The organism is Candidatus Marinarcus aquaticus (assembly GCF_004116335.1).
Taxonomy (GTDB): Bacteria; Campylobacterota; Campylobacteria; order Campylobacterales; family Arcobacteraceae; genus Marinarcus; species Marinarcus aquaticus.
This window is the reverse complement of sequence record NZ_PDKN01000007.1, coordinates 44669-61893: the sequence shown is the minus strand read 5'-3', so window position 1 is coordinate 61893 and position 17225 is coordinate 44669. Positions and strand designations below refer to the sequence as shown.

At 38.7% G+C, this 17225-nt stretch carries 15 protein-coding genes; all 15 read left to right on the top strand.

Features of this window, described 5'->3' with window-relative positions; genetic code table 11:
- Nucleotide 1: 1 nt before the first annotated feature.
- The gene (locus tag CRV04_RS09965; RefSeq protein WP_128996704.1) at nucleotides 2-802 is read left to right on the top strand and encodes a hypothetical protein; all 801 of its coding nucleotides are present in this window, start codon (nucleotides 2-4) and stop codon (nucleotides 800-802) included.
- Nucleotides 802-3258, top strand: coding sequence for an NADH-quinone oxidoreductase subunit G (locus tag CRV04_RS09960; RefSeq protein WP_128996703.1), 2457 nt, complete (start codon nucleotides 802-804; stop codon nucleotides 3256-3258). The genes CRV04_RS09965 and CRV04_RS09960 overlap by 1 nt, the downstream gene beginning before the upstream one ends.
- A gap of 3 nt (nucleotides 3259-3261) precedes the next feature.
- The gene (gene nuoH, locus CRV04_RS09955) at nucleotides 3262-4254 is read left to right on the top strand and encodes an NADH-quinone oxidoreductase subunit NuoH (RefSeq protein WP_128996702.1); all 993 of its coding nucleotides are present in this window, start codon (nucleotides 3262-3264) and stop codon (nucleotides 4252-4254) included.
- Nucleotides 4255-4263: 9 nt separating this feature from the next.
- Nucleotides 4264-4887 carry an NADH-quinone oxidoreductase subunit NuoI gene (nuoI, locus tag CRV04_RS09950; protein ID WP_128996701.1) on the top strand — a complete coding sequence of 208 codons (624 nt, stop codon included), beginning with the start codon at nucleotides 4264-4266 and terminating at the stop codon, nucleotides 4885-4887.
- Between the two features lie 10 nt (nucleotides 4888-4897).
- On the top strand, nucleotides 4898-5476 hold the full coding sequence (locus CRV04_RS09945) for an NADH-quinone oxidoreductase subunit J (RefSeq protein ID WP_128996700.1): 579 nt from the start codon (nucleotides 4898-4900) through the stop codon (nucleotides 5474-5476).
- The gene (gene nuoK / locus CRV04_RS09940) at nucleotides 5473-5772 is read left to right on the top strand and encodes an NADH-quinone oxidoreductase subunit NuoK (protein ID WP_128996699.1); all 300 of its coding nucleotides are present in this window, start codon (nucleotides 5473-5475) and stop codon (nucleotides 5770-5772) included. Before CRV04_RS09945 ends, nuoK begins: the two co-directional genes overlap by 4 nt.
- A 2-nt stretch (nucleotides 5773-5774) precedes the next feature.
- A complete protein-coding gene (nuoL, locus tag CRV04_RS09935) occupies nucleotides 5775-7706 on the top strand; it encodes an NADH-quinone oxidoreductase subunit L (RefSeq protein ID WP_128996698.1) in 1932 nt (643 codons plus the stop codon).
- Between the two features lie 12 nt (nucleotides 7707-7718).
- Nucleotides 7719-9245, top strand: a complete 1527-nt coding sequence (locus CRV04_RS09930) for an NADH-quinone oxidoreductase subunit M (RefSeq protein ID WP_128996697.1) — start codon at nucleotides 7719-7721, stop codon at nucleotides 9243-9245.
- Nucleotides 9245-10726 carry an NADH-quinone oxidoreductase subunit NuoN gene (gene nuoN, locus CRV04_RS09925; protein ID WP_128996696.1) on the top strand — a complete coding sequence of 494 codons (1482 nt, stop codon included), beginning with the start codon at nucleotides 9245-9247 and terminating at the stop codon, nucleotides 10724-10726. Before CRV04_RS09930 ends, nuoN begins: the two co-directional genes overlap by 1 nt.
- 82 nt (nucleotides 10727-10808) lie before the next feature.
- Nucleotides 10809-11708: a glucosaminidase domain-containing protein gene (locus CRV04_RS09920; RefSeq protein WP_128996695.1), complete on the top strand. Its 900-nt coding sequence runs from the start codon at nucleotides 10809-10811 to the stop codon at nucleotides 11706-11708.
- 36 nt (nucleotides 11709-11744) lie between these two features.
- On the top strand, nucleotides 11745-12608 hold the full coding sequence (locus tag CRV04_RS09915; RefSeq protein ID WP_128996694.1) for a menaquinone biosynthesis family protein: 864 nt from the start codon (nucleotides 11745-11747) through the stop codon (nucleotides 12606-12608).
- Nucleotides 12608-13387, top strand: a complete 780-nt coding sequence (locus CRV04_RS09910) for a UDP-N-acetylmuramate dehydrogenase (RefSeq protein WP_128996693.1) — start codon at nucleotides 12608-12610, stop codon at nucleotides 13385-13387. The genes CRV04_RS09915 and CRV04_RS09910 overlap by 1 nt, the downstream gene beginning before the upstream one ends.
- A gap of 103 nt (nucleotides 13388-13490) precedes the next feature.
- On the top strand, nucleotides 13491-15848 hold the full coding sequence (gene topA, locus CRV04_RS09905; protein ID WP_128996692.1) for a type I DNA topoisomerase: 2358 nt from the start codon (nucleotides 13491-13493) through the stop codon (nucleotides 15846-15848).
- A 2-nt stretch (nucleotides 15849-15850) separates the two neighbouring features.
- Nucleotides 15851-16369 carry a metallophosphoesterase family protein gene (locus CRV04_RS09900; protein ID WP_128996691.1) on the top strand — a complete coding sequence of 173 codons (519 nt, stop codon included), beginning with the start codon at nucleotides 15851-15853 and terminating at the stop codon, nucleotides 16367-16369.
- On the top strand, nucleotides 16356-17213 hold the full coding sequence (locus tag CRV04_RS09895) for a biotin synthase (RefSeq protein ID WP_128996690.1): 858 nt from the start codon (nucleotides 16356-16358) through the stop codon (nucleotides 17211-17213). Before CRV04_RS09900 ends, CRV04_RS09895 begins: the two co-directional genes overlap by 14 nt.
- Nucleotides 17214-17225: the final 12 nt, after the last annotated feature.

The window sequence follows — 17225 nt, the reverse complement described above, 5'->3', positions numbered from 1 at the left end:
ATTGAGTAACATCATTCAAACAGATTTGTCCTCACTTGCTCAAAGTGATTTTGTCCTTGTTTTAGGAGAACCTCTGTTTTTAAACAAGGCACTTCAAGAGGCATTGGCAAAATGTGAAGGTTATATTGCTTATATGAATCCCATGGATTATAAAAGTGATGCAATTAAATTTTCACAATACAGCAAGTATGAAGTAGGAAGTGAAGAGGGAATTTGTGCACTTCTTTTAGAGTTTTTTGCACAAGGGTGCTCTTTCGAAGTTCAAGCATTTATTGATGACTTGGATGTGGGGTATTTAAGTGCAGAATCAAGTGTGGGAGAAGAGGAGTTTGAGCAGATGCAAACTGCATACAATCAAGCTTCAACACCAACTTTGGTTGTAAGTACGGATCTATTTGGTCACAGCAAGGCACAAAATATCATGAAGTTATTAAACGCTTTAAACCAATACAGCCAGTTTGCTGTGACTGTCTTGGGTGCCACACCAAGTTTAATTGAAACAATCAATGAAAGCGATGAAACTCTTGAAGAGGTTGAGGAGTTGGATTCGTTTAATGGTGTGGCTATTTATGCCAATACATACTCCTCAAAAGAGTATTTAGTAGGGGGAAGCTCGTTTGCGCGTATTGCAAAAGTGAACGACAATGACCAAGTGAGTATCGTATTTGGTTCCAGTAAGATACAAAAAAAATTTAAACTCGATACAAATTTACAAGGGATGGTTGCACTGTGTAATGACGCAGGGGTAAATGAACTTGATTACCGATATAAACAAGTAAAGATTGAAAAGGTTGATGCATAATGAGTGATATGATTACGTTAACAATTGATGGAAAGACCTGTCAGGCAAAAGAGGGTGAATACCTTTTAAATGTGGCACGAGCAAATGGGATTTATATTCCAGCAATTTGCTACTTAACACGATGTTCTCCCACTTTAGCGTGTCGTTTGTGTTTGGTTGAAGCCGATGAAAAACAGGTGTATGCCTGTAATGCCAAAGTAAAAGAGGGAATGAGGGTTAAAACCGTCACTGAAAGCATTGCCAAAGAGCGACGAGCTATCATGGAAGTGTACGATGTGAATCACCCTTTACAGTGTGGCGTGTGTGACCAAAGTGGAGATTGTGAACTTCAAAACAATACACTTTATATGAAAGTAGACTCACAAAGTTATGCTGTACAAGACGTGCATCGACCAACGGCTCATTGGGGTGTGATGACCTACGACCCAGGGTTGTGTATTGTGTGTGAAAAGTGTGTGACCGTATGTAAAGATATGATCGGATCCAATGCATTAAGCACAGTTAAAAGAGGGGCAGAGGCTTTAGATAAAAGCTATAAAGAGAGCATGCCAAAAGATGCGTATGCGATGTGGAACAAACTTAATAAATCACTCATTGGTTTTGAAGAGGATAAATGTATTGATTGTGGGGAGTGTATCTCTGTGTGCCCCGTTGGAGCACTTGTAAGTACGGATTTCCAATACCGTTCAAACTCTTGGGAGCTGACAAAAATCCCTGCATCAAATCCACATGCCAGTGATTGTTCTCTGATGTATTATGAAGTCAAACACACCTCGATTGAAGATAAAAACCCCACCATTTATCGAGTGACTAATGAACACCATTATGCGAGTTTAAATGGTGCAACGCGATTTGGTTATGATTTTGCCAATACAACTGCAAGTAAAGATGAAGCACAATTTGAAGAGGCGATTGCCGCATTTAAAAAGGCTCAAAGCATCAAGTTTAACTCATATATTACTAATGAAGAAGCACTTATCTTAGAAAAACTTCGAGAGAAATTGGGTGTAAAACTCATCAATGAGGATGCAAAACGATACCAAAACTTCATGAGTGCATATGCCAAAGCCAGTGGCAGTTCACTTTATAGTGCCACACTTGAAGATATTCACAATGCAAACTTTGTGGTTTCTGTTGGGTCATTCTTAAAATCGGATGCACCAAGTGTGAAGTATGCATTTAATAATGCCATCACACTTAATAAAGGGGCAGGGTTATATTTTCACCCCATTGCAGATCCACATATTGAAGGGTTTGGGAAAAAGGGCAAAACCATTGAAACCATTGCACACCGACCAATGAATGAAGAGGCAATTTTGTTTTTACTCTTAGACCTCTTTGGCAAAGATTTACCGCAAGATGTGGCAGATTATTTGACAAGTTTAAAAGAGAAACGAGTTAAAACCATCACTGAAACCATCAAAGAAACAGTCGTTGAAATTGTTAAAGATGAAGAAACGGGTGAAGAAAAAGAGGTAAAGAAGATGGTGCCTAAAAAAGTAGAGACGCAAGTGGAGTATGAGTATACAAAACTGTTGGACTCTATTGGAAGTGATGAGACACTTCTGGATACCATCAATGCCATGTTGGATAAAAAAGACAGCTTTGCACTTATTGTAGGAGAAGATGTGATTTTTCATCCAAAAAGTGAAAACATGGCACGTCTTTGTGGAATGATTGAGAAATATACACCGTTTAACGTGATGGTTGTACCAACACAAACCAATACTTTAGGTGTGAGTCTTATTTGTCAACTTGATGATGAAGCAGAAGGTTTCACCATTGGGTACAATGAAAAAGCCAACTATGAGTTAAGTGCTTTAGGTGATGGCAACTTAGATATGCCAGCACTCAATCAGCAAGAAGGAACATTCACTTCATTAGATAAACGTGTGGTACCAACCAATGTGGCACTGCCATATGGTGGATATGTCTTGAATGATTTGGCCAATGTATTGCTTGAAGAGGATGTGGAATATACCATTGAGTACACTCAAAGTTTACCAACTGCTCAAGGGTTTAAAGCCATTGAGTTTGATGAATTGTCCAATGAGTATAAAAATGACCGAACACAAAACCGAGGCTATGAGCTTAATGCTGCTTCTTTAGAGTGTGAGACATCATTTAGTTTCTTAGAAAAAATTGAGATGATAACAAGCAGTGTGATTTATAAAGCCAATCCAATCAATCAATTCAATGCCTTTACAGCAAAAGCAAAACAACTCGATGATAAAAATGGTTTGTATCTCTCTGAAAGTTTAGCTGAAACCCTCTCTTTAGCAAGTGGAGACAAAGTAAGCATCAGTGCAAATAACGTAGAAGTGATTGCAGATGTAACGGTGGATAATCAAATTGAAGGTGAAGTTGCGTATGTCTCTTATTTTGAGAAAAATTCAGAGACAGAACAACTCTTTACCAACAGTCGTTACAACAGCGCAACCATAAAGAAGGTGTAAGATATGGAAACAAGTATTATCATAGAAACCATTGTTAAAGCCATCATTGTTTTAGCAGTGTTTTCTGCATTAGCAGGATTTACAACCTATATTGAAAGAAAAATCTTAGCATTCATGCAACGAAGACTTGGACCTATGAACGTAGGGCCTCATGGGGTTTTACAACTCATTGCCGATGGTACAAAACTTTTTTGTAAAGAGGATTTTATCCCTGCAAATGCGGTGAAACCTATTTTTAAGATTGCACCAATTATTACTGCAGCAACAGCATTTATTGCCATGACAGCTGTGCCATTTTTCCCCGAGTTTGAGATGTTTGGCTACACCGTACGACCGATTATTGCTGATGTGAACGTTGGGGTTCTGTTTGTGATGGGTGTGGCAGGAATTGGGCTTTATGGTCCACTGTTAGCAGGTATGAGCAGTGCCAATAAGTGGTCGCTTCTAGGTGGAGCACGTACCGCCATACAACTGCTTTCGTATGAGGTGGTTTCGGGACTTTCAATTTTAGCCCCACTGATGATGGTGGGAAGTTTGTCGTTGATTGATATTAACAACTACCAAGCAGGCGGGATTTCAGACTGGTTAATCTGGTCACAACCGTTGGCTTTTGTTCTGTTTGTAATGGCAGGCTTTGCAGAAACCAACCGAACACCGTTTGACTTGCTTGAGCATGAAGCTGAGATTGTTGCAGGGTATGCAACAGAGTATTCTGGTATGCGATGGGGAATGTTTTTTATTGGTGAGTATGCCAACTTATTTACGGTTTGTTTCTTAATTTCACTGATGTTCTTAGGTGGATTTAACGACTTTTATTTTATTCCAGGTGGATTGGCAATTGTTTTAAAAGTGATGTTCTTAATCTTCTTTTTCTTATGGACAAGAGCATCATGGCCACATATCCGACCCGATCAATTGATGTGGTTATGTTGGAAAATATTAATGCCACTGGCAGTAATTAATATCTTAATTACTGGTTTTGTGATGATGTTTTAGGAGCGTGGTATGAGTTTACAAGATTTAAAAGAGAGAAACGTCGGAACACAAGAGTATATGCTTGTGCAAGAGGATGATTATCCTAAAACAGGATGGGAAGAGTTTAAACAAGTGATGAAACGATCAATCAAAGGGGAACTCTTTGGCGGATTGAAAATCACACTTAAGATCATGAAAGAGGCACTGTTTAACAACAACATGCATACGGTTCAATACCCTACAGAAAAACTGCCTATTTCACCACGATACAGAGCGGTACATAAACTGCTTGCACTCTTAGAGTCAGGAGAAAACCGATGCATTGGGTGTGGATTGTGTGAAAAAATTTGTATTTCTAAATGTATTCGAATGGACACGCGCATTGATGAAAACTCACGAAAAGAGGTCTTAGAGTACTCGATTAACTTGGGACGATGTATCTTCTGTGGATATTGTGCAGAAGTGTGTCCAGAGTTAGCCATTGTTCATGGAGGACGGTATGAGAATGCCAGTGAACAACGAGCACACTTTGGACTCAAAGAGGATTTCTTAACGCCATTGGATGAGTTAAAAAATCAACAAGAATATGATGGATTTGGTGCCATTTCGCCTAACGCAGATGAGCGAATGAAAAAAACACCATTGGCATACTAAAAGGAGAAGCATGTTTGAAATCGTAGCGTTTTATCTGTTTGCATTTTTAACCATAGGAATGCTTGGAATAACCGTATTTACCAATAATGCACTCTATGCATTGAGCTCACTGGCAGCGGGTATGATTTTTATCTCTGCATTCTTTTTTTTATTGGATGCGGATTTTTTAGGAGTTGTACAAATTGTTGTTTATACAGGAGCAGTGATGGCACTGTATGCATTTGGTATGATGTTTTTTGACTCCATGTCAGAAGTGAAAGAGAAAATTGCCAATCCACGATTGAAATTTGTTTTATCAGGAATGATTGCACTGTTGGTGGTGATTATTTTTGTGGCACCACTTATTGGTGCAGATGCACAAAAAGGTCTCTATCCTGTGCATCCTGAGTATGGAAATGTGCAAGATGTTGGGGTGGTTCTGTTTACAAAATACCTCATACCATTTGAAGTTGCAGCAGTGATGTTACTGGTTTCAATGATTGGTGGGATTATTTTAGCAAGTAAAAAAATGGATACAAATTTAAGTGAATTAAGTGAAGAGGAAATTGATGCACTACAAGAAGAGAATACGGCAAAGGGGAGCAAATGACACTCAATGATTATTTAATACTCTCGGCTATTATTTTTGCCATTGGTTTGGTAGGGGTGATTCGAAGGAAAAACCTGTTGATGCTGTTTTTCTCAACAGAAATCATGCTTAATGCAGTGAATATTGGTTTGGTGGCTGTTTCAAAGTTTCACCAAGACTTAACGGGGCAAATGTTTGCATTTTTTATCATTGCCATTGCGGCGAGTGAAGTGGCTGTAGGGTTGGGATTACTTATTTTATGGTACAAACGACGAGGTGATATCAACCTTGATACACTGCAAAGCATGAAGGGGTAAAAATGGAAAAATATTTATATATAGCTCTTTTTGCTCCGCTTGTGGGTTCTTTAGTTGCAGCACTGTTTGCAAACCAAACAAAAACATTGTTCACAGGAGTGTTTGCTTCTGCGATGTTGGGTGCGTCAATGATTGCTTCATTAAACTTGCTTTTCCATATTTTTACCACGGAAACCATTCTTCATGTGCGAATGCTCGATTGGATTGTGATAGGAAACCTTGATATCCCCTTTGGATTTGTGGTGGATCAAGTCAGTGTTACCATGATGGTGGTTGTAACAATTGTTTCAACCATGGTACACATTCACTCTATTGGATACATGGATCACGATAAGAGTTTTAATAGATTTTTTGCATGGCTTTCAGCCTTCGTTTTTTCCATGATGATTCTTGTTATGTCCGATAACTTTGCAGGATTGTTTATTGGATGGGAAGGTGTTGGTCTTTGTTCTTGGGGATTGATTGGTTTTTGGTATCACAAAGCCGATATTGCACGAAGCAAAGATATCTATAATACCCCATACTCAACACTTTCTCCTTATTCATCAGTCTCTCCTTCGTATGCAGCGAATGAAGCTTTTATCATGAACAGAGTCGCTGACCTTGGAATGTTGGTGGGGATTTTCTTTATTTACTGGAACATAGGTTCTCTTCAATATGATGTGGTTTTTGAACAAATTGGAACGCTTTCTCATGGGCTTATTATTGCGATTGCTGTGTTTTTATTCATTGGAGCAATGGGGAAATCAGCACAGTTCCCGTTTAATCAATGGTTGGCCAACGCGATGGAAGGACCTACTCCAGTTTCAGCACTTATACACGCAGCAACGATGGTAACTGCTGGGGTCTATTTGGTCATTCGTGCCAATGAGATTTTCACCGTTGTTCCTGAAGTTGGGTACTTTATTGCGGCATTGGGGGCATTTGTAGCAATTTTTGCAGCTTCACAAGCCTTGGTTGCAACCAATATTAAAAAAATCATTGCCTTCTCTACCCTTTCACAGTTAGGATACATGTTTGTAGCTGCTGGTTTGGGTGCATATTGGGTGGCACTGTTTCACCTTGCAACGCACGCTTTCTTTAAATCAGTACTTTTCTTAGGTGCAGGGAATGTGATGCATGCCATGAACGATGAAATCAACATTAAAAACATGGGTGGATTGCACAAACACATGAAAGCAACCTCGATTATTATGACGATTGCTTCAGTTGCATTGGCAGGTATCTTCCCATTGTCGGGGTTCTTCTCAAAAGATTTAATCCTAGAAGTGGCCTTTGGACACCATGCTTATATCATGTGGGCAGTGCTTTGGATAACGGCTGGATTAACTGCGTTCTATTCATTTAGACTTGTGATGTATGTATTCCACGGAGAAGAGAAATATCATGATAAAGGGTATCACCCACATGAGACTTATCCATTTGTGATTGCAGCAATGACACCATTAGCCGTCTTAGCCATCATTGCAGGGTGGTTTAAAGCGCCGTTTGTAGAGATGGTGACTAAAAAACTGCCGGAGTTAGAGATTCACGTGAGTGATACGACACTTTATACGCTTATTGCTGTTACGACAGTCATGGCATTGGGTGGTATTTTATTTGCGGTGTTTAAATTCAAAAAAGATGGCGGGTATTATGGGGAAGCCATGAAGAACAGATTTTGTTATAAACTGTTGGCCAACCAATACTACATCCCACACTTTTTAGAAAACGTGATTAATAAACCCTATTTAGCAATGAGTAAATTCTCATGGAAAGAGATTGACCTTAAAGTCATCGATACCATGGTTGATGCGATTGCGAAAATGGTACAGAAAACAGGAGAGGCAAGCAGACCAATTCAAACAGGTAACCTGTCTAAAGCATTAACGAACATGGCATTGGGTGCAACGGCACTGATTGTTATTGCCGTTATATTTGGTTTTGCGAAGTAAGGGGAGTAGTTAATGGAACACATTTTATCAATTTTAATATTTTTTCCAGCCGTTGCAGCACTCATAGGATTTATGGTCTCTAAAGAGTCTATTCGTGCTTATGCCATTGCTGTTACTGCCATAGAGTTTATGCTCAGTATGATTTTATGGTATATGTTTGATGCGCAAAATGCAGGAATGCAGTTTATGCAGATGATTGAACTTATTCCATCGTATGGAATCAACTACTTAGTTGCAGTTGACGGAATATCTCTGTTCTTAGTTATTTTAACCACCTTTATGACAATGATTTCACTCATTGGATTAACAGAAAAAAGAGACCTGAAAAATTTAGTGATTTCAGTTCTGTTTTTAGAGATGACAATGGTGGCAGTGTTTTTGTGTTTAGATGCGATTGTTTTCTATTTGTTCTGGGAATTATCACTGGTACCAATGTTATATATCATCGGAGCATGGGGTGGAAAACTTCGAATCTATGCTTCGATTAAGTTCTTCTTATATACTTTCACAGGGTCATTGGTGATGCTTGTGGGGATGTTGTATTTAGGCTTTGTCTACTATCAAACCACAGGAAACTGGAGTTTCAGTATCTTAGATTGGAACATGCTTCTGTTACCATTTGATATGCAGATGTGGCTCTTTGTGGCATTTTTCTTAGGGTTTGCCATCAAAGTGCCAATGGTTCCATTTCATACCTGGTTGCCGTATGCACACGGTCAAGCACCAACCATTGGTTCGGTTATCTTAGCCGCAGTCTTACTTAAAATGGGTACGTACGGATTTGTACGATTTTCACTGCCATTGTTCCCAGATGCAAGTGCTTTCTTCACCATTCCAATTGCGATTTTAGCACTGATTGCTATAGTCTACACTGCAATGGTGGCGTATGCGCAAGAGGACATGAAACAAGTGATTGCATACTCTTCTGTTTCACACATGGGAGTGATTATCTTAGGGATTTTTGCTCTGAATGTGGAAGGAATAGGCGGCGCTATTTTCCTTATGATTTCTCACGGGATTGTATCAGGAGCGCTGTTTATGCTGGTGGGTGTTATATATGACAGACGACACACCAAGATGATAGCTGAGTTTGGTGGTTTGGCTTCTGTGATGCCACGATACGCCACGATTTTTGGAATCATGCTGATGGCTTCAGTGGGATTGCCTTTAACCATAGGCTTTGTAGGGGAATTCTTATCACTACTGGGGTTCTTTAAAGTTTCACCTATCATTACTTTGATTGCAGGATTAACAATTATCTTAGGAGCCGTTTATATGCTTGTATTGTATAAACGAAGTTTCTTTGGACCAATTACCAATGAAGAGAACAAAAAACTCACAGATGCCAAAGGGCGAGAGTTGGTGGCTTTAGTACCATTAGTCGCCTTGGTTATTATTCTAGGGATTTACCCAAAACCAATTTTAGACCCAGTGAATAAGTCGGTCACACAACTGGTGGAAGTGATGAAAATAAAAGCGATTAAACCCGTAACAAAAACGAAACTGATTTCAGCGAACAGCATTGGGGAGGTGAAATAATGATACCGCCAATTGATATAGACTTCGTAAGTCTGAACTTTGTAACGATTGTTCCAATGCTCATTGCTATTGTTGGGGCATTGACTATTTTGTGTATTGATTTGTTTGCTAAAAATTTGGATAAATCCTTTTATATTATTTTAGCTGTTCTGTTTTTAGTGGTGGACTTAGGTTCATTGTATGGATACAACGGAGCCGTTCGTGGTTTCTTTGATTTGATGCTCGTTGATGGAATTTCTGTGTTAGCACAATTCATCATCCTTATTGGTACGGCAATGTTTATGTTGCTCTCATTGAACAAACTTCGATTCCATGAAAACAACTATGCTGAGTATTATGCGTTGTATTTGTTTATGGTGGCAGGGTTTCAATTCATGGTCAGCTCTGATTCATTGATTTTGATTTTCGTAGGGCTTGAAACCGCTTCTATGGCTCTTTATACGATGATTGCAATGCACAACAAAGATCGAGCTTTAGAAGCAGCAATTAAGTACTTCACAATGGGTGCTTTAGCAACGGCATTTTTTGCCTTTGGTGCGATGATTTTCTATGCACTCACAGGCAGCGTGGAGTTGGGTGTGATTTCACAAGTATTGGTGGAGTCAAACTTTGATAACTACCCCGTGGTGCTTTTAGGTGTGGCTTTTATGCTGGGTGCTATTGGGTTTAAACTCTCTCTTGTGCCATTTCACACGTGGGTTGCAGATGTCTATGAAGGCTCAAGTGCTTCACTGGCTGGGTTTATCTCCGTCGTTCCAAAAATTGCAGCGTTTATTGTGGCGTTGAGATTCTTTGAAATATTTATTGCCGCAGATGATAAAGTGGTGGAAGGGATTTTATATGCCATCGTGGTATTAACCATGACCATTCCAAATATCATTGCACTGTTACAAACAGATATCAAAAGAATGTTGGCCTTCTCTTCAATCTCTCATGCAGGGTTTGTGATGGCCGCCATTATTTTAGGTACCACACAATCAACCAATGCTATATTCTTATATTGGTCACTTTTCTTAGTGACGAACTTGGGTGGGTTTGCGATGCTGTGGCTTAATGAAGATAAGTCTAAAAACTTCTGCAGTGATCATCACTTGGCAAAATATGCAGGGATGATTAAAACCTCTCCTATTGCTGCAACGATGATGGGACTTTTTATGCTTTCACTCGCAGGAATACCTCCCTTTGCACTTTTCTGGGGAAAAATGTATTTAATTGGAAGTGCGGTTAGTGCAGGGTTTATTGTCTTAGCCTTGATCATGGTGTTAAACTCTGCCATTGCAGCGTACTACTACTTAAAACCAATTGTGTATATGTTCTTAAAAGAGCCTGTAGAAAACAGCGAAGTGCAGTACTTAAGCAATGCCAGTACCCCTTTGAAAACCATTGTGGGAATTTGTGCGGTTGTAACGATTATCTCGACTATGATGGTTGAACCACTGTTAGAAATTATTTCTTACTACGTGCAAATCTCAGGATACTAACAACCACCTCAGTAGAGGTGGTAAAGGTATCTTAAAATATTATTTCATTTAAAATATAATTTTTTTCGGTACAATACTCGTTATGAAAAATCAAGAATCACTATTCAGTTCGAACATTAAAAAAAGCTATATGGCTTACGTTGTTGGTTTTATACTGATTGCGGGCATGTTTATCGTTATTAATAAACAGTATGAAGTCTCATCAAAACCCAAAGAGGTTAAAAAAGTAAAAGTCAAACCTGTTGAGATAAAAAATTTAACCGTCTCACAAAAAAAACAGCGTTTCTTAGAACAAGTGGTGCCTCCACTTCAAGAGGTCTATGAGGAAGAGTGGCATTTGTTTTATTCTACTCAAGAGTTGATCAAAAAAAATCCAGATGATGAAGAGCTTTTATCCCTTCAAGAACAGTACAATGCTCAAGATAATGACGAGCTTCTAATGGCATTGAAACCGCACCCACGTTCTGTTACACTCGCACAAGCTGCTATGGAGAGTGCATGGGGACAATCGCGCTTTTTTAAAGAGGCCAATAACCTTTTTGGCGTGTGGTCATTTAATAAAGATGAACCACGGATTGCAGCAGGAGAGCAACGTGGGGAGAAAACCATTTGGCTTAAAAAGTATGACACCATCAAAGATGCGATTAAAGATTACTATTTAATGATATCTCGAAGTTGGGCGTTTAAAGAGTTTCGAGAATTAAACTATCAAACAGAGTTCCAAAACCCTTATTTGCTTGTAGAGAAACTGCACCGTTACTCTGAGAAAAAAGAGTTGTATGGAAAAGAGTTGGCTTCGATGATCAATTACAATAAGTTTGTACACTTTGATGAAGTCCATTATGACCGACCTAAAAAGATTAAAAAAGCCGTAGTGGTTAAAAAAGAACAAGAAGCAGATTTAGATAAAAAAGTACATGAACAAGAGAAATTGCAAAATATTCCTGTTGAAGATACCAATGAAGTAAACAAAGAGATATAAACGATACAATCGAGTTATAAAACAGAAGGAAAGAATTTGAAGACAATCAGTGTAGCACACTCACCCGATGCCGATGACATTTTTATGTATTATGCCATTAAATTTGGCTGGGTTACTCCAAAAGATGCGGTATTTCAAAATATTGCAGACGATATTGAAACCCTCAATCAAGCAACACTTAAAGGGGAGTATGACATTTGTGCCATCTCTTTTGCTCTGTATCCTTTTGTAAAAGAGGATTATGCCCTTTTAAAAACAGCTGTGAGTTTTGGAAATGGGTATGGACCTAAATTGATTAAGAAAAAGGGAAGCAAACTCAAACGAAACTTCAAAGTGGCATTAAGTGGAGAGTTTACCACCAACGCACTGTTGTTTAAAATAGCCTATCCTGATGCACGAATTACATACATGAACTTCTTAGAGATTGAAGATGCGGTTTTAAATGGGGATGTTGATGCAGGTGTACTGATTCATGAATCGATTCTGACGTATAATGAAGCATTGGAAGTGGAAAAAGAGATTTGGGATATTTGGCAAGAGCTTGCTGGAACAGAGTTACCACTGCCATTGGGTGGGATGTGTCTGCGACGTTCATTACCACTGCATGCAGCCATTGATTATGAACAAACTTTGATCAAAGCCGTGAAAGTTGCCAACAGCAATAAACATCTGCTTTCAAAAATGCTCATTGATCAAGGGTTGATTCGTGTGGATGCACCTACGCTGGATAAATACCTTGATTTGTATGCCAATGATGACTCGATTGAGTTAAGTGAACTGCAATACGATGCACTTGATAAACTCTATGAGTTGGGATATAAACATGGTTTTTATGAAACTTTGATCAAATCGCGGGATTTTTTAATCCCTACACAGTATGAAGAGTTTCGAGCACAATAGTGGAAAACTTCACTAAAACGATTGACTTCTCTCGATACAGCTCCATACACATTGGACCAACGCAAGAGGTGTTGGTTATCAATGAAATTGGGGATTACAGTCAACACCAAATCATCGGACGAGCCAATAATCTTCTGATTTCCTCAAAACCCCATAACTTTGCAGTTTTAGGTGATGCGTTTGATTATATCAAGCAAGAGAACGACAAACTCTATGTAGGATGCGCCACAAGCAGTGGAAAACTTTTGACTTATACTAAAAAGCATGACATCGCGCATTTAGAGTTTTTAGCCAAATTGCCAGGCAATTTAGGTGGTTTAGTAAAAATGAATGCAGGACTTAAAAGTTTTGAAGTTTTTAACTACATTCATAGTATTAAAACCAAAGAGGGGTATATAAAAAAAGAGGATATTGAGTACTCCTACAGACACACTAAAATAGAGTCCATCGTATATGAAGTGGTCTTTAATATTGAAAAAGGCTTCAGCAAACAACGGCTTGATGAGTTTATTAAAATGAGAGATAATCAACCACATACCCCAAGTGCAGGAAGCTGTTTTAAAAACCCGCAAGGCGATTTCGCTGGACGACTCATTGAAGCTGTGGGTTTAAAAGGGTTTGAAAAAGGGGATATGAGTTTTTCAAATCAACATGCAAACTTTTTAGTCAACAATGGCAAAGGAACTTTTGAAGAGGCTCTGTTTTTAATCCAATTGGCACAACAAAGAGTCAAAGAGCAGTTTGATATTGAACTTGAAACCGAGATTACCATTTTTTAAAATTTAAACATTCATAAGTTGATTGTTTTAAAAGATACCCTTAAGTGCTTTTAATTAAATTATGATAGAATGCAAACTCGAATTTTTTTAGAGGTTAGGTAATTTGAAGAATTTAGTCATCGTAGAGTCACCCGCAAAAGCAAAAACTATTTCAAAATTTTTAGGTAAAGATTTCGTTGTAATGGCGTCCATGGGACACGTTCGTGATCTTCCAAAATCAAAGCTGGGATTTGATCCTGCAGACAATTTTAAACCTCAATACCTTATTTCTACAGATAAACGAAAAGTCATTGCCGACCTTAAAAAACAAATATCTAAAGATACAACCATCTACCTCGCAGCCGATGAGGACAGAGAGGGAGAGGCCATCGCCTGGCACTTGATCCCTGCACTTAAAATTGAAAAAAATCCTCTTAAACGAATTGTGTTTCACGAAATTACAAAAGATGCCATTTTAGATGCGTTGAAACACCCAAGAGAAGTCAACCAAAATCTCGTTGACGCACAACAAGCACGACGTATTTTAGATCGAGCAGTGGGGTATGAACTCTCACCACTTTTATGGAAAAAGGTGAGATACGGTTTGAGTGCTGGACGAGTTCAAAGTGTGGCTGTACGAATCATAGTTGATCGAGAGAATGAAATCAGAGCCTTTGTTCCTGAAGAGTTTTGGAAAATCAAAAGTGATTTTAAAAACCCAGATTTTAAAGCCGAACTTGCAAAAGTGGATGGAAAAACTGTAAAAGTTTCTAATGAACAAGAAGCACGTGCCATTGAAGCCTCAGTTCATCAAGGTTCATTTGTTTTAGATAACATTGAAGAAAAAGAGAGCACACGAAACCCTGCGGCACCCTTTACCACGTCAACTTTACAACAAGAAGCAAGTCGAAAACTTGGGTATTCAGTAAAACAAACCATGATTATTGCGCAACAGCTTTATGAAGGAAATGTGGGGAATATTCCAAATCACACGGGTGGTTTGATTACGTATATGAGAACCGACTCATTGAACCTCTCTACAGTGGCAACCAGTGCTGCTAAAGAGGTGATTGAAACGCAGTATGGAAAAGAGTACAGCTTAAGCAAACCAAGAGTCTATAAAAGCAAAGCCAAAGGGGCACAAGAAGCGCACGAAGCGATTCGTCCCGTTAACATGGCTTTAAAACCATCAGAGATTAAAGCGTATGTGGATAACGCACAATTTCGACTCTATTCACTGATTTGGAAACGAACCATTGCCACACAAATGGCCACAGCAAAGATTGCCAATACTACCTATAAAATTGTTGCAGGAAAAGACAAAGAGTTGGAGTTTCAAGCAAAAGGGCAACGAATTGTATTTGCTGGGTTCATGAAAGCCTATACAGAGGGAAGCGACAATCCTGAAAGTGCATTGGACAGCAGTGAGAAAATCTTGCCAACCATTAAACAAGGTACGACTTTAGAGTTAGAAAACTTAGAGTGTGAGCAAAACTTCACCAAGCCTCCTTCACGATACACAGAAGCCAGTTTGGTTAAAAAGCTCGAATCTGAAGGAATAGGGCGACCATCAACGTATGCACCAACCATTTCAACGATTCAACAACGTGAATATGTAGTAAAAACAGAAGATAAAAAACTCGCACCCACACCCACAGGTGAGATTGTCAACAGCTTTTTAATGGATCATTTCCCTGAAATTGTGGATTTGGGATTTACTGCGAAAGTGGAAGAAGAGTTTGACGACATTGCTGAAGGAAAAATTGCTTGGGAACAAGTGATGCAAGCCTTTTATGGTGGATTTAAAAAGAGTATTGATGAGAAAGAGGAGAGCATTGACAGAAATGATTATGCTCAAATCAGAGAGATTGGGATTGACCCAAAATCAGGAAAACCTGTCAGTGCCAGAGTAGGTCGATTTGGTCCATTTGTACAAATTGGTACCAAAGATGATGAAGAGAAACCAAAATTTGTGGCCATTCCAGACCATCTGAACATGGACACCATTACATTGGATGAAGCGTTGTATCTCTTTACGCTTCCACGAGTGGTGGGACAAAATGAAGAGGGTGAAGATATTGTTGCCAATATTGGACGATTTGGTCCCTATTTACAAATCAAAACAAAATTCTATTCACTTAAAACAGATGACCCGTATACCATTGAGTTACCACGTGCGTTGGAGTTGATTAAAGAGCTCGATGAAGCCAAAGCCAAATCCACCATTAAAGTGTTTGAAAAAGAGAAAATTCAAGTGCTTATTGGACAGTATGGTCCTTACATCAAACAAGGAAGAAAAAACTATAAGATTCCTAAAGGGTTAGAAGCCGAAGAGTTAACTTTAGAGCAGTGTTTAGACATCATTGAAAAAGACCCTAAGAGTAAGGGTGCTAAAAAGACAACTAAAACAACTAAGAAAACAGCGACCACAAAAAAGAGCACCGCAAAAACTACCAAAAAAAGCAGCTCTGCAAAGAAATAATCATGAAAATAGCCGTCATGTCAGATAGCCACTTAAAAAGTGGCTTGATGAGAGAAGCTTTACAGCACCTCAAAGCACAAGGCGCACAATACCTCATACATGCAGGTGATTTATGCACCAAAGAGAATTTAGAAATACTCAAAGAAGCGAACTTGCCCTATGTGAGTGTGTATGGTAACAATGATGCTTCTTTGATAGAGTATGGACATGAGTTTAATATTTATAAAGAGCCTTACTTATTTAAAATAAAGGAAGTCAAATTCAAGTTGATGCACTTGCCTTTTTACATGGCTGGAGATGACCCGGATGTGGTTATTTTTGGTCACACCCATATCTTTGAACACGACTATAAAAACGAGACGCTCTTTTTAAATCCAGGTGAGATTTGTGCACGAGAGAAACCGTTAAGTGAGTGTGTGTTGCTGGAAATTAATGAAAATGAGTATATAATTAATTACTATTATAAAGATATAAATACAACCCATTTTGAAAAAAAAGAGATTTTATATGAGCGAAAATAAGAAAATATATTTTTGTGCCATCTGTAATATTGAGAGCGGTACATGTAATGAAGATTGTAAGTTTTGTACACAAAGTGTACGATACAAAGCGGACATTCAACGATACAAACGAAAAGAGATTGAGCAAATTGTTCAAGAAGCGAAACGTGCTAAAAAGAATAAAGCCGTTGGTTTTTGTTTGGTCACAGCAGGTAAAGGCTTAGATGACAAACGATTGGCGTTTGTGTGTGAAGCGGCACGAGCAGTTAAAAAAGAGAACCTAGGTTTAAAACTGATTGCTTGTAATGGAACAGCAACTTTGGAGCAACTCAAGGAGCTTAAAGCTGCTGGCGTGGATAATTATAACCACAATTTAGAGACTTCACGCAACTTTTATAAAAACATTTGTACCACACATGAGTGGGATGAGCGATACCAAACATTATTAAACGCAAAAGAGGCTGGGTTGAAGCTTGTTTGTGGCGGTATCTTTGGTTTGGGTGAAACACAAGAAGACCGTGTTTCAATGCTTGAAGCCATTGCTTCACTTGACCCCATGACCGTACCTTTGAACTTTTTTCACCCCAATGAGGCACTGCCAATTGTAAAAAACTCTGTATCTAAAGAAGAGGCATTTAAGTTGATTGAATTGGCTAAGCAGATGCTTCCCAATGCACACAAAATTATGATTGCAGGTGGAAGAGAAGTGATGTTTGGGGAAGAGCAGTATGATGTCTTTAAGCATGGTGCTAACTCAATTGTCATTGGAGATTATCTCACAACAGCAGGTAAAACGCCTGAAGATGAAATTCAAGCTGTGATAGATGCAGGGTATGAGATTGCATCTGAGTGCGATAAAAAATAGTTAAAGGAATAT